11 protein-coding genes are annotated in these 15,508 nt (G+C 36.8%); 10 read left to right on the top strand and 1 reads right to left on the bottom strand.

Annotated elements, in window-relative coordinates:
• The 3 genes from GSH73_RS00990 to GSH73_RS01000 are packed head-to-tail and all read left to right on the top strand — an operon-like array spanning nt 1 to nt 1,901.
• Entirely contained in the window at nt 1–372 is a 372-nt protein-coding gene (locus GSH73_RS00990) for a DUF2304 domain-containing protein (protein WP_014757304.1), read from the top strand.
• Nucleotides 369–707 (top strand): EamA family transporter, encoded by a 339-nt coding sequence (locus GSH73_RS00995; protein WP_014757303.1) that lies wholly within the window; start codon nt 369–371, stop codon nt 705–707. The genes GSH73_RS00990 and GSH73_RS00995 overlap by 4 nt, the downstream gene beginning before the upstream one ends.
• A gap of 9 nt (nt 708–716) precedes the next feature.
• Entirely contained in the window at nt 717–1,901 is a 1,185-nt protein-coding gene (locus GSH73_RS01000; protein ID WP_014757302.1) for an ArnT family glycosyltransferase, read from the top strand.
• Here the strand turns inward: GSH73_RS01000 and GSH73_RS01005 are convergent, their stop codons facing one another.
• Complete coding sequence (locus GSH73_RS01005) at nt 1,902–2,834, bottom strand: hypothetical protein (RefSeq protein WP_014757301.1); 933 nt, start codon at nt 2,832–2,834, stop codon at nt 1,902–1,904. It lies immediately after the preceding gene.
• A gap of 379 nt (nt 2,835–3,213) precedes the next feature.
• Between GSH73_RS01005 and GSH73_RS01010 the strand changes: the two genes are divergently transcribed.
• From GSH73_RS01010 to GSH73_RS01040, 7 genes are all read left to right on the top strand, one after another.
• Nucleotides 3,214–4,041 (top strand): DeoR/GlpR family DNA-binding transcription regulator, encoded by an 828-nt coding sequence (locus GSH73_RS01010; RefSeq protein ID WP_014757300.1) that lies wholly within the window; start codon nt 3,214–3,216, stop codon nt 4,039–4,041.
• The gene (gene pfkB / locus GSH73_RS01015) at nt 3,986–4,918 is read left to right on the top strand and encodes a 1-phosphofructokinase (protein ID WP_014757299.1); all 933 of its coding nucleotides are present in this window, start codon (nt 3,986–3,988) and stop codon (nt 4,916–4,918) included. Before GSH73_RS01010 ends, pfkB begins: the two co-directional genes overlap by 56 nt.
• 6 nt (nt 4,919–4,924) lie before the next feature.
• The gene (locus GSH73_RS01020; protein WP_014757298.1) at nt 4,925–5,374 is read left to right on the top strand and encodes a PTS sugar transporter subunit IIA; all 450 of its coding nucleotides are present in this window, start codon (nt 4,925–4,927) and stop codon (nt 5,372–5,374) included.
• A gap of 12 nt (nt 5,375–5,386) precedes the next feature.
• Nucleotides 5,387–6,745: a PTS fructose transporter subunit IIC gene (locus GSH73_RS01025; RefSeq protein ID WP_014757297.1), complete on the top strand. Its 1,359-nt coding sequence runs from the start codon at nt 5,387–5,389 to the stop codon at nt 6,743–6,745.
• A 236-nt stretch (nt 6,746–6,981) separates the two neighbouring features.
• Nucleotides 6,982–7,230, top strand: coding sequence for a hypothetical protein (locus GSH73_RS01030; protein ID WP_014757296.1), 249 nt, complete (start codon nt 6,982–6,984; stop codon nt 7,228–7,230).
• Between the two features lie 592 nt (nt 7,231–7,822).
• Entirely contained in the window at nt 7,823–14,299 is a 6,477-nt protein-coding gene (locus GSH73_RS01035) for a pectinesterase family protein (RefSeq protein ID WP_014757295.1), read from the top strand.
• 162 nt (nt 14,300–14,461) lie between these two features.
• The gene (locus tag GSH73_RS01040) at nt 14,462–15,502 is read left to right on the top strand and encodes a LacI family DNA-binding transcriptional regulator (protein ID WP_014757294.1); all 1,041 of its coding nucleotides are present in this window, start codon (nt 14,462–14,464) and stop codon (nt 15,500–15,502) included.
• The last annotated feature ends 6 nt before the right edge of the window (nt 15,503–15,508 follow it).

Genomic DNA, 15,508 nt, shown 5'->3' on the forward strand with positions numbered 1-15,508 from the left:
GTGTTTTTTAATGTCTATAGTTTTTCTTTAATTTTTAGCATACTGTTTTTAGTTATAATCATAGTTGAGATAAAAAAAGGCAATCTTTTAGAGAAGTACAGCTTATTTTGGATATTTTTTTCTATAGTGATGATTGTAATATCAGCTAACTTGAAATTTTTAAATCTTTTAAGCCGTATGCTTCACATTTATTATGCTCCGTCTGTCCTGTTTCTCTTAGGACTTTTATTTATCATCTCATACTGTTTTCATCTTACGTTGATAATATCTAAACAGACGGAAAGCATTGTTAAACTGACGCAGGAAGTAGCCATATTAAAGAATATGGTAGAAAATGTAAGCAGAGATGTAGAAGGAGGCAAAGGCGATTGATATACGTACTTGTTTTAGTGAATGTTTTGCTTTTGGTGACAGGGCAAGTGCTTTGGAAAATAGGCATTGGAAGTGCCAGTAGTTTTAAAAGCGTACTTATGTCACTTACGTCACCGTACGTCATAAGCGGGATAATAATATATGCATTGGCTACTGTCCTGTGGCTGTATATTCTTGCAAAAGGCAAGTTCAGCATTGTCTACCCTTTGCAGAGCACCGCTTATGCCTTAGGAGTATTTGTGGCGTGGCTCATATTTAAAGAAGCTATACCAATGACAAGGTGGATTGGCGTAGTTCTCATCTTTGCAGGTGCATCGTTGATTGCATTAAGATAGGAGGTAATCATGGATATCAAACTGAAGCTTAGCTCAAAGAAGTTTTTTGTCGCTGTTTCATTGATTGCTGTTTTGGCTATTGCTTTGTATTTGAGATTCCTCTTCGTCTACAAGGTAATTCAGCCGCCTCTTTCAGGCGATGCCAAGAATTACGACATAATGGTGAAACAGTTTTTGACAAAAGGCTTCTTAGGTTATATGTCGGACACTCCAAATGCCTATGTGACACCAGGGTATCCTTTATTTCTCGCTTTAATCTACAAGATTTTTGGCTTTTCTAATGGTAGTCCGCTTCAAGCTATAAGGATCGTGCAAAGTGTATTAAGCGTATTGACGGTTTTACTTATTTTCTTAATAGGTAGAGAAATCAAAAATAACAAAGTGGGTCTTATGGCTGCCTCAATATCAGCCATTTATCCTACATTCGTCTGGGCATCTACGCTAATTCTTACAGAGACGGTGTATACTTTTGTTTTTATGGTGTATTTGTATTTGCAGATTATTGCGCTTAAAAGACCTAAAGTGTATATAAATGTTTTAACAGGTATCTTATTTGGACTGGCAATCTTAATAAGACCTGCTGCAGCACCGCTTATAGTGATACCTTACATTTTAATGTACATTCAAAATAGGGATCTAAATTACACCGCAAGAAACTTTTTGCAGGTTTTAATCGGGTTTATAGTGATCATGATGCCTTGGTGGATTAGAAATATTGTCACGCTTCACAAGCTTATTTTATTTGCAACTCAAACTTGGAATCCTATGTTGGGAGGCGCCTTCCCTTTCTTCAATGGAATTGAACATGTTCCTCAGAACATTCGCTCCACTATGGATGTCATCAAATTCATCATAAAAGGGTTCGAAAAAAGCCCCATCTATTATTTTAAATGGTATACCATAGGCAAGTTCAATATAATTTTTGGCAGCATGTGGTATGATCTTGACCCGAAATATCAATACTTGCGAAATATATATCTTCTTCACAGCTTTGTTATGGCTATAGGTTGGCTTGGAACATTTTATTCTTTAAGAAAACGCGAAATACGTTTTATCGGCATATATGCCATACTATTGACGCTTATTCAGCTTATGTTTATACCGACTAATAGATATGCGTTCTCAATCATGCCGCTTCTCATAATTCTCGCATCTTATGTGATTGATAAGCTGCTATTTGAAAAAGGCATTTGATTATTGTCGAGTCCTCTTTCTTGACACTTCCAATAGCTTTCTTTCCAGTTCATCTACGTCGTACTTCCTCTGCGGGTATGAATTGAAGTAGTTTCTTGGTGCCGTATTTGACGATGCGGCATCTTTTAGTATTGATTTGTCTTTTAAGTAGTTTTGTATGACTTTCTCTAAAAACTTTGCTGGGTATTTTATGTCTTTTCCTTTCATGCGAGATATGCACAAATTCATTTCGTCATCTGTAAGATGGTACCTATTTTTAAGCAAATCTTTATCTATGTACTTAGGCGCATTTTCACCTTTTTGATGCATCATATCATTGATATGATTGATAGATATACTATAAGAATTAATATCTATCATATCATTCATATCTGATATGATCATATTGTCTTCACTTTTTGAAAGTGGAATGTTTTCAATGGTTTTAACTTCTTCTACCTTTTCACTATCTGAAATACGGTTTTCACTTTCTTTATCCATGCATTCATTTTTGTCGATATATGATATACCAGCGAAATCACCAGTTGTCATATTTTGCCAATCACAAAATTCGATTATTCTACCGTTTTCGCCATATTTGTATGTGATGCTTTCGATGGATGTATTTTGTCTTAATGTGTAGTATTTCTTCTGACGCAATTTGTCCTCGTTATCGACGTAGCACACCAAAAATCCGTCTTTTATGGCATTTTTCAAGCTTTTACTTATGATGCCTGTAGATAGACCGGTGCCGCTGTCTATTCTCTTGCCATTTTCGTATTTTCCTTTTTGTATTTCATCGATAGTGAGCTTCACTGGAATGCACTTTCCATTGTTTATTGTATGCTTTGCGATGTACATTATGATTTTTAACTGTGAACCGGATATTGAAGATAGACTTTCAAAAAAATTCTTTGGCACTATCCCATATTCTTTCTCAAAACCGTTTATCATTTTTAAACCCCCCATTTTCATTTTTAAATAGATCTTAAATAGATGTTGCTTGAAAAATATTATTATAAGCGAACGATTAATGGAGTTTTCGTGATATATCACGATGAATATAGCGCAGTTTGGCGTATGAGCGAAAGTGAAAGCCGTCACAACGCATAGACGGCGTTAGCCAAACAAGCGAAATGAATCGCTGATATATAGAAAACGAAATTTGTGAGCGTTAATAATATTTTTCGAATTTTTCGATTTACATTTATAATGTAGTAAAAAAGTGAAAATCTTATATATAGGCGATTGACAAAAAAACATTTTCAATGTATAATCATAATTAAGCAAAATCAATCAAAAAATATCATCTGTTTTGAATGGATGTGATTGAATGTTTGGGGAAGAGCGCAGGATGAAGATAGCCGAGATACTAAGCAAGGATAAAAGCATTACAGTGTCTCAGCTTAGCGAAATCTTAGGCGTATCTGAGTCCACTATAAGACGAGATCTAAAGATGTTGGAGATTGACGGGTTTATACAGAGGACACATGGTGGCGCTATATTGAATACGCATACACACTACGAGCCGTCTTTTGTGGAAAAAGAGGATTACGAGCTTCCATCAAAGATGCAGATTGGCAAGATGGCAGCTTCACTTATAGAAGAAGGCGATTCTGTAATCCTTGATGCCGGCACTACTACGTTGATGATTGCAAAATCACTTGAAGACATACATCTTACAGTTGTCACAAACTCTCCTATTATCGCTATAGAGCTTTCGAACCGCAACAATATTGAGCTTATAGTTACAGGCGGCATAGAGCGGTTAAACACAAAAGCGCTTGTTGGTCCTATAGCTGAGATGGTGATAAGAAATTTTAAGGTTGACAAAGCCTTTATTGGTGCTAATGCCATATCGTATGAGAATGGGCTTATGACACCAGATATTATAGAGGCAAACACGAAAAAGGCCATGATAGATGTATCAAATGAGGTTTACGCAGTTGTAGACCACACCAAGTTTGGGAAGAAATCTTTTGTAAAATTTGCAGATTTAAGCGATATAACTGCCATTATAACCGATGACGAGCTGGACTACGAGATAGTTAGAAAGTACGAGCAAGCCAATGTGGATGTACTAAACTTTGGAAAGGATGTATTAGATGGTTACGACGGTGACGGTAAATCCGGCGATAGACAGGACGCTAATAGTAAATGATTTTAGATTAGGTGCAGTAAACAGGGTGTCAAGAACCATAATTGATGCAGGCGGGAAAGGCATAAATGTCGCAAAAAATTTAAAAAATTTAGGTTGTGACGTCAAGTGCTTAGGCTTTATGGGACCAAACGGCAAGTACATCGAAAATGTCTTAAAGGAATCAGGGATTGACTGCAGGTTTGTCCAAATCAAAAGTGACATAAGGACAAATATAAAGATAGTTGATGAGATTAACCATACTTATACTGATATAAACGAAGCTGGTCCAGATGTTTCTCAAAGTGAAATAGAAAAGCTAATTTCGAGCATAAATGAGCATGCTGATTTATCGGATGTGATTGTTCTATCAGGAAGCCTGCTTCCTAATATGGAGGAGGATTTTTATAGACAAATAATTGAGAAGGTCAACGAAAAAGGCGCAAAAGTCATATTAGATGCTGATGGTGATGCTTTAAAGCTTGGCATAGAAGGAAAGCCATACATGATAAAGCCCAATATCCATGAACTTCGAAGGGTATCAAAGAAAAATCTTGAAAGTGTTGATGAGATTATTGAAGAAGGCGTGAGAATAATTGAAAGTGGAATTTCAATTGTGGCAGTATCGATGGGTGGCAGTGGAAGCATGGTGGTGACCAAAGAGAGGGCGTACAAAGTAAGACCGATAAAGGTTCAAGTGAAAGGGACGGTAGGAGCTGGAGATGCCTACGTGGCAGGTTTTGCCTATGGACTAAGCGAGAATCTTCCTGTAGAAGACACTATAAAGATAGCATCATCTGCGTCTACATCAGTTATCATGAGGGAAGGCACTAAGGCATGTTCTTTAAAAGATGTGGAAGAACTTAAGAAAAAGGTTGAAATTGAAGTAATAGAAAGGTGATAAACGATGATTGAAGAGATACTTGACAAAGACATGATGATATTCGATTTGAAATCGAAAGATAAATTATCTGTATTAAAAGAGCTTATAAGGCCATTGGCAGAAAAAGGAGCCATTGAGGACGAAGGAAAGTTTTTGGAGGTAGTGCTAAAAAGGGAAGAGGAGTACTCCACAGGCATTGGAATGGGTGTTGCAATACCGCATGGGAAAAGCAACTTAGTGAAAAAGGCGTCATTAGTTTTTGGAAAGTCGAAAGATGGCATAGACTATAATTCCATGGATGGGAAACCAGCATATCTGTTCTTTCTTATTGCAGCACCTGAGGATTCTGACAATTTGCATCTTAAGATTTTAGCTAAGCTTTCAAGGTCATTGATGCATGAGGAGGTGAGAGATGAACTGAATAAGGCTGAGACTTATGAGGATGTCATAAATGCTTTCAAAAAATATGAGTAAGGGGGATTTTTGATGAAAAAGATTGTTGCCATTACTGCATGCCCTACAGGTATAGCCCATACCTATATGGCTGCAGAAAACTTAGAAATGGCAGGCAAAGAGCTTAATGTGGCTATAAAAGTGGAGACACAAGGGTCTATAGGGGCAGAAAATCAATTGACAGAAAACGACATAAATGAAGCGGATGCAGTCATAATTGCTGCTGCGACAAAAGTCGACAAGTCCCGCTTCGAAGGTAAACCTATACTGGAAGTTCCGGTTGAGGAAGCTATAAAAAATCCAAAAGAATTGATTGAAAAAGCATTGAAGATGGAAAAACCGAAAAATTACGTAGAAAAAGTGGAAAAGATTCATGAAGAAAGGGCCAGCCAAAGGACAGGTGCTTACAAGCATTTGATGACAGGTGTATCCTACATGATTCCATTTGTCGTCGCTGGTGGTATATCCATAGCACTTTCATTCCTATGGGGCTACAAGGCATTTCAGGTACCGGGCACATTGCCTGCTGCATTGATGCAAATCGGCGGTGGATCTGCATTCGCACTTATGGTTCCAATACTTTCTGGATTTTTGGCTTATTCTATAGCAGATAGACCTGGACTTGTACCAGGTATGGTAGGAGGTATGTTGGCAGTATCAACTGGTGCAGGATTTTTAGGCGGCATCATATCTGGTTTTCTCGCTGGTTATACAGTCTACTACCTGAAAAAGACCATAAAATTGCCTAAGACGATGGAAGGCCTAATGCCGGTCCTTATACTGCCGGTATTATCGACGCTTATCGTAGGTCTTCTCATGATATACGTTGTTGGCACACCGATGAAGACCATAATGACAGGTCTTACAAATTGGCTTAAGGGAATGAGCTCCACAAATGCAGTCATATTTGGCGCACTATTAGGACTTATGATGGCGTTTGACATGGGTGGCCCTGTCAACAAGACAGCATACACATTTGCAACAGGTCTTTTGGCGTCAAATGTGTTTATGCCTATGGCTGCGGTTATGGCTGCAGGAATGACACCGCCTTTAGGTTTAGCGCTTGCAACAGTCATATTTAAAAATAGATTTACAAAAGAGGAAAGAGAAGCAGGCAAAGCAGCATGGGTTTTAGGTGCATCATTTATAACAGAAGGCGCTATACCGTTTGCTGCAGCAGATCCATTTAGAGTAATACCTTCCATTATGGTAGGATCCGCGGTTACAGGCGCACTTTCCATGTTGTTCCATATAGAACTTAGAGCGCCTCATGGCGGGATATTTGTAATACCAATCGCTGTATCAAATCCGCTCTTATACATTTTTGCTATACTTGTAGGTATGGTTGTGACAGCCTTCATGATAGGGCTTCTGAAAAAGAAAGTATCGTAATTGATATAAAACATCGCTCCAAAATATGGGGCGATTTTTTTATTGTTATTGACATTTATTGTGATAAGATATATATAAAATGACGGAAAATTCATTTACTTTTTATAGCAATGGTTTATAATATAATGTGTAAATTATATCCGAAAAAAATTTATATAGGAAGATAAAAACTTTTGGACATGGCTACAAGTGGTGCAAAATAAATCAATACTAAATTTTCAATAACGGAGGAGTATATGATGAGAAAAAGTCTATCTAAAAATGACATTGTTTTTGGCACTATATATTTCTTAGCTGCAACATTATATTTTATTTCAGCAGAAACAATATGGAAACCATCCGCAGAAATAAATTTATTTGCCAGTTTAGGTTTTATTGCTGTTGCGACTGTATATAGATACACTAAGAAGAAAAGATTTTTAAGGCAAAAAAATAATGTGGTTACAGTTTTAAAAAGAGGCAATTTTTCAAATTGCAGCAGATAGGGGAACTGGCGTGTGTGAGCCATGATTGCATAATTTATACATATACAGATGTACCCGGATATAAAAATATAAGCTATAAATATTATTAATAAAGAGTATAATTTATATAAAAAGTATCGTGATTGATATAAAACATCGCTCCAAAATATGGGGCGATTTTTTTTATTATTATTGACATTTATTGTGATAAGATATATAATTAAATACAAGAAAAGTGTTCACGTTAACAATTAATTAGATACAGTTACATAAGAAGCTGAATGAGACGATTCGACCTAAAATATGTAAATCTAATGATTTTAACATTATATTATTATTTATTCATGGTATTATTTGTCGTTGTTTTTATGTTGCTTTGCGAAATTTCTAAATCTTTGCATTTTTCACGAGAATTTTTAGCAACCAAAATTGTTAACGTGTGCATAAATTTAGCAGTCTTGCAATAGGCTTTACAAGTGTGTCTAAAAAACTCATTTCGCACAATTTTGTTAAATGATGTAAATTTTAAAGATGGGGGGTGAAAAGGTTTATAAGTATATTTGGCAAATTAAAATGATTTAAAAATCAATATAATGTTTTAGGAGGGGAAATGATGGGTATAGGAAAGAAACTCAATAGCTTCGTTTCATTTTTATTGGCATTTTTAATGGTGTTTACAATGCCAATGAGTAAAGCATTTGCAGATACGACTTCTTCTGGACCGGCTGCACCTGTTGATCTTCAAGTCTTATCAGGTTCTGTAACCGATACAGGTTTTACGCTTGTTTGGCATAAACCAGACAATTACAGTGATATTACCGACTACAAGATTACTGTAAGCGATAGTGTATATGAACAAGTGTACTATGCAAGTGAAAATCAAACAGTGGCAAGTCCATATATTAAGCAATTTTACGATAAGAATGTTGGAGATTTAAAGGATGACAGTGGAAATACTGTTAAGAGTGCATATAAGATTTCGATGCATTCATTTGTGCTTACAGGGCTTAAGCCTGATACGTTGTATACGATTCAAGTACAATCTGTAGATACTAATGGCAATACATCAACACCGGTTACAATCACGCAAAGCACTGCACCTTCAACGCCAAGTGAAAACATCATAAATATAGAGTCAACAGGCGCTGTAGGTGATGGTGTGCTGGCTGACGATGCAGATGATATACCATCATCAGGCACTTTAAATACTGCAGCAATACAAAAGGCAATTGACGAATGTCCAGACGGCGGCGTTGTATTGGTGCCTGCTGGAAAGATATTTGTCACAGGACCTATACATCTTAAAAGCAATATGACACTTGATGTAGAAGGTACGCTTTTAGGCACTACGGATCCTGATCAATATCCCAATCCATACGATACTGATCCGAGTCAAGTAGGACAGAAGTCAGCACCTCTTATTTCGACAGTTAATACAGATGTATATGGCAATACAATACAATATCAAAACATAAGAATTGTAGGACATGGCGTAATAAATGGCAATGGATGGGCACAAGTTTCCAGCAAAGATACCAGTGTGCCGATTGATGATCAATTTGACCAGTATCAAAAGGGAAATAGCAGCAACATATCGACTACTGCGAAAAACCACCTTGCCTTAAATCAGTTTAATAAATATTCATCTCAAGGTACCAGCAATGCTTATGCTACAAGGTCTAACTTGATGGTATTTAACAATGTCAATGGACTTTACATCGGCGACGGACTTACAGTGACTAATCCGTCTTTCCATACAATATCTGTTTCAAACTCGCAAAATGTAGTTTTAAATCAATTGATTGCTTCAACTTATGACTGCAACAATGGCGATGGTATAGATTTTGGCAACAGTACAGGCTTGACTGTTGTAAATTCTGTATTCAATACAGGGGATGACGATGTCAATTTCGATGCAGGCGTCGGACTTTCAGGTGAACAAAATCCTCCGACTGGAAATGCATGGGTGTTTGACAACTACTTTGGCAGAGGACATGGTGTAATAGCGATGGGCAGCCATACTGCAGCGTGGATTCAGAACATTTTAGCTGAGGACAATGTCATAAATGGAACTGCTATAGGACTAAGAGGTAAATCTCAAAGTGGCAATGGAGGTGGTGCAAGAAATATTACATTTAGAGATAGTGCTCTTGCGTATATAACAGATAATGACGGATCGCCATTTTTGCTAACAGACGGATACTCAAGCGCATTGCCTACAGATACCAGCAATTGGGCTCCAGATGAACCGACATTCCACGACATCACGGTGGAAAATTGTACGGTAAATGGATCTAAAAAATACGCCATAATGTTCCAGGGTGCTCCAGATGGATTTGATTACAATATTACTTTCAACAATGTATTTTTTGGCGCTGGAACGTATCAGACGAAGATTTACTACTTAAAAAACAGCACATTTAACAATGTAGTTTTCTATGGTTCTACTCCTAATTATGACGGTGACCAAACGACTCCTGTAAATCCATGGCATTTTGTTCATTCAACTAATATACAGTTTACGGGAAATACTACACAGCCGCAGATTCCGGAGTGGCCATCAAATAGTACAGCTACGGTATCAAATGTGACGTACGACAGTGCAACAGTAACTTGGACAAGTGCAGTTTCTGGCACTTATACAGGATATCAGCTTGTAGGTGCAGACGGCACCATATTGGGGAAAGTTGATGCAAGTACTACGGCTTACGATCTTACAGGACTTAATCCAGATACTCAGTACACAATAACTGTTGAAGCAACAGATGACCAAAACAATACTATCTTTGGGCCAATAGTTACATTTACTACTACCAAGGCAAGTAGCACCGGACAGGAAGGTGGTGGAACGGAGACGATAGATTACAACAAGATAGATGTATGGGACTTTGGCGCAGAACAGCTTGATCCAACAAAATACAACAATAAATTAACGGTGGACATTATAAATAGCTTGTATCCAGGTGTTACTCCGGGAACATCAGGCGTTACAATAAATGGATTTACGCTTAACAATGGAGAATTTGTATTTAGCGATGGAGGAAAATTAAATACACATAGGCTAAGGACAATAAATACAAATCTAACTCGGTATGATTCAAAATCTTTGAAAAGCAGTGATGGAAGCATAACTTATTCAGGATATCTTTATTCAAATTCAAGCGCAAATCCTAATGTATATATAGGAGTTTATTTACAAAAAGACGACATTGTTACTTTGGTAGTAGCATCAAACGGAAATCCATCTACGATTGTTTTTCAGTCGCCCAGCGGAAATATCTCTACTCAAGTTCATACGTTAGGTTCAAGTACAGCAAGTGTGATGACGTTTTATGCATCAGAAGAAGGACTTTACAAGATATATTCTAAAGATGAGAAACTTGTAGTGGCCAGAGTTTATAGGCAGCATACGAGACCAGTGACTGTCAGCGGCACAGTGTCAGCACCATCAGATCTTTCGAATTATGGAATTACATTCACAAATAAAGAAAACGGAGAAGTTACAACGGCAGATGTTGTCAATGGGAAATACACAGTGACATTAAACGAAAATTATGATTATGATGTAAGCCTAAACAATGCCAATGGATACCTTATTACAAGTGCGAAGACTCTATCAATAGCAAATGGTGCAGGCGATCAGACATTTGATGTTAGTGTGGAAAAGGCATCTCTCGTAACTTTGACGGGTCATATTACAGGGCTCTCGCAGGATGCGCTGGCAAAGTTGAAACTGAACTTTATATCTTCAAATACTTATGTACCACAAATAAATATATCAAGTGACGGCTCTTACACTGTTCAGCTTGAAACTGGTGTAACTTATACCTTGGATGCGGAAGGTGTTAATGATTATACCCTTAATGAAAATACAATAAGTGCGAATAGCGATGGAACGCATGATTTTATGTTTACAAAAAAGCCTACTTATCAAATTACCGTAAATACAACAGGACTTGACGACTCTATAAAAAGCAGTGCTACAATCACATTTACAAATATAAATGAGCCAGGCTATAGCTATACGTTTAATCTAACTGATAGCAATATTAATTTAAGAGATGGACAATATAAGATTAGCATAAAAGGAACGGGTGAATACCCTGTTGTATTGACTCCAACACCTGATTTAATAGTAAAAGACGCACCTAATACAGTTGATTTGAATTTTAAACCTATAACAAAATGGGATTTTGCTATGTATAACTCCATTGCATTGGGACCAGGTATTGAGACAATTAATGGGTCTAACTACTATTTGGGTCTCAAGCTTTCAAGCAGTGGAGTCTCTGAAAATAATTATTACCTACTGCTTTCTAAAGGAGGAACTATAGATGTTCCTGTAAAATCAGGAGATATAGTCTTTGTAAGTTACACAAGTAGTGCAGCATTTAACTTTAATAATGATAATACTACAAATGTAGATGTTAACTTAGGTAGTACAAATCAAATCAAGACAGCTACTTATGTTGCACAAAGCGACGGATACGTGACCTTAACGGGTATTGCTGGCAATAATGCATCGCAAACATATTTGACAAGTATTAGAGTCTATACACAGATTCCTTATAAAGAAACTATAACTGTAGGTCCAAAAGATTGTGACTATACTTCGATTAGTGATGCATTAGATGCTGTTAGAGCAATGTATCGTCCAAATAACGAAAGAGTCACTATTGAAGTTCAACCCGGTAATTACGAAGAAATGCTGGTTATAGATGTGCCGAACGTTACAATAAAAAATGCAAGCACACAACCAAGTATTAATTTGACCAATCAGGGTGTCGGAATTGACAAAAATGCCGTAAGGATAACTTCATATTACGGTACAGGGTATAGTTACTACAGTATGGGACCAGATGGCAAATATCATGCAGATTTATTAGCTGTAAATAAGGAAAATGGTTATTTGGCATACCATAACCCTGGTGCAGGCACTACGAATGGTAGTTTTTGGAACGCAACAGTAGTTGTCTATGCAGATGGGTTCGAGGCAGATGGGATTATATTTGAAAATTCATACAATCAATATATATCTGATAAAGAAGCCAATGATGTGGTAGTGCCTGATGTCGGCAATAAAGGTGTGAGACCTACAGATGTAGGAGATACTGCAGTCCAAAATAAATCATTTGTAGAAAGAGCTGCTGCGCTTGCAATAGCTGATAATGCGAAACAAATATACTTTAACAATTGCAGATTTGTTGGAAGGCAAGATACACTATATGGTGGAAACAATTCAATAGCAGCATTTAATAAATGTGCAGTTATGGGTTCTACTGATTATATATTTGGTCCAATGACGGCTGTATTCTATAAGTGTCAGCTTGTTTTTAACACAAGCGATGCAAGCAACGATGTAGGGTATATTACCGCTGCCCAGCAATCATCTGGGAGAGGTTTCTTGATGTACAATTGTACTGTAACATCAACAACACCTGGTGTTGATACTGCATCTACAAAGCATTCTAAACCGGGATATTTTGGTAGGCCTTGGTTGGCTAATACCAGTGAAGTTGTATTTGATAAGACTATAATAGAACCTACTGATTATTCCGGCACTATGCAATCGCTGATACAACCAGCAGGATGGCTTTCAACACTTGGAGGAACATCACCAAAGATGTATGAATATGACACTATGGAAGCCTTAGCGGGTGTTGACAATACATCTCAAAGAGTTTCATGGGCTACAGTAATAAAAGACGGAAAATTATTGGACGGCACAGATATTTCCACTGCAGATAAGGCTATAACAGCATTTCTTGGAGATTGGATACCTTTTAATATAGATCCTCAGGATGATGTTGCGGTTATAGTAAACCCAAGCGATAATGGTAGCAATGGTAATGGTACTACAGGTCAAGAAGGTGGAAGCACTGGCGGCAGTACCGGCAATAATGGCAGTAACACAGGCAGTGCAAATAATACCAGTGGAAGTGTCAATACAACTACTACAAATAACAATGGTGCTGTAAACAATACAATAGGTGTAATCACAAAGAACGGCAACGTTATTACATTGACGCTTGATGCAGGAAAAGCTAAAGACCTTATAGTAAATTCAAAGGACAAGAAAGTCATATTTGACATAACAACAATAGGTGAGGGACAACAGAAAGTCGTGCAGATTTCTAAGGACATTTTAGACACAAGCGCTGCCAACGGCAAAGACATCGTCATAAAATCAGACAATGCATCGATAGCACTCACGAAAGATGCACTTAATCAAAACCAGATACAAAACGGTGTCAATGTATCAATAAAAGACAATGGAAAGCCTAATGTGACAAATTATGTGCCACTTTCTAATGTAGTTGACATAACAATAAGCGGTAGCAGTGGGAATGTAACATTGGCAAAACCAGTAGAGGTGACATTAAATATATCAAAAGCTAACGATCCAAGAAAAGTAGCAGTTTACTACTACAACTCAACGACAAACCAATGGGAGTACGTAGGTGGTAAAGTAGACGCATCATCTGGAACAATAACATTCAATGCAACACACTTCTCGCAATATGCGGCATTTGAGTACGACAAGACATTTAATGACGTAAAAGACAGTTGGGCGAAAGACGTAATAGAAGTATTAGCGTCAAGGCACATAGTAGAAGGAATGACAGACACTCAGTATGAACCAAACAAGACAGTGACGAGAGCAGAATTTACAGCAATGATACTGAGGCTATTAAACATAAAAGAAGAAGCATACAGTGGAGAATTTAGCGATGTAAAAAGTGGAGACTGGTATGCAAACGCGATAGAAGCAGCATACAAAGCAGGGATAATCGAAGGTGACGGAAAGAACGCAAGGCCAAATGACAGCATAACAAGAGAAGAGATGACAGCAATAGCCATGAGGGCATACGAGATGCTGACACAGTACGAAGAAGAGAATATAGGTGCGACAACATTTAGCGACGACAAATCCATAAGCGATTGGGCAAGAAATGTAGTGGCAAATGCAGCGAAATTAGGAATAGTAAATGGGGAGCCAAATAACGTATTTGAACCTAAAGGAAATGCCACAAGAGCAGAAGCAGCAGCTATCATATACGGCTTATTAGAAAAAAGCGGAAACATATAATCATTTCAACTGCCAACAACTTCTTAAGAAGCTGTTGGCAGTTAGCTTTTGCACGTTTCTTATAAATAATAGTGGAAATGCTTTTTATTAAATAGAATTTATGTTATAATAAAATGTAAACACGAGTTTATAATTTTGTTGATTTTTGGAGGAGAAGTAAATATGAATAGCAAAGAAATAGCAAAAATTGCTGGTGTTTCACGCAGTACTGTTTCAAGAGTAATAAATAATTATCCAAATGTTCCTCCTGATACAAGAGAGAAAGTATTAAAAGTTATTAAAGAATATAATTATGTTCCACATGCATCGGCGAGAATGTTAAGAGGAAAATCGTCTAAAACAATAGGTCTTGTCATAGTTGATATAAAAAAAGACTCAGATATACATAAGATATATGACAATGTTTATTTTGGACCATTTACTACTGCAGTAGTGGATTTTGCAAATAGAATTGGTTATAATGTCCTTATAACAACGGTTTTTAAAGTTAAAGATTATAAAAAAGTAAAGGAGATTTTTTATAACAAAACTATCAGTGGTGCTATATTTATTGGTGTGAGAAATAGTGATCCTGAAATAAAAAGTCTTATCGAGGAAGGATTCAAGATAGCAATTGTAGATCAGGAAATAAAAGAAGAAGACGAAATATTCAATAAAAGTATTATTGTAAATATGGACAACTTAAATGGAGCTTATGAAGCAACAAAATATCTTATAAATTTAGGACATAAGGAAATAGCTCATATATCAGGAGATTTGGATAAGCTATCGGGATTTGCACGGTTAGAAGGATATAAAAAAGCATTAAAAGAAGCAGGTATTACGTATGATAATCACTATATAGTAAAAGGCAGTTTTGTTGAGGAAAGTGGGTATAATGCTACACATAAGTTATTTAAAAAAATAAAACCAACTGCAATTTTTGCAGCAAATGATCAAATGGCAATAGGTGCTATGCAAGCACTTCAAGAATTAGAATATAATGTACCTGATGATGTTTCAATAATTGGCTTTGATGATATAACTATTTCGCGTTATATAAAACCTGCGTTAACAACTATGAGCGTTTCGCTCTTGCAAATGGCAGAATTATGTGTAGAAAATTTAGTTAAATCGATTGAAGGTGAATCTGAAATTATAGCTAAATTTCTTGTTTCTGCAAAGCTGATAGAAAGAGAGTCTTGCAGAAAAATTAGTGAGTAGGTTATT

The organism is Thermoanaerobacterium aotearoense (assembly GCF_009905255.1).
Taxonomy (GTDB): Bacteria; Bacillota; Thermoanaerobacteria; order Thermoanaerobacterales; family Thermoanaerobacteraceae; genus Thermoanaerobacterium; species Thermoanaerobacterium aotearoense.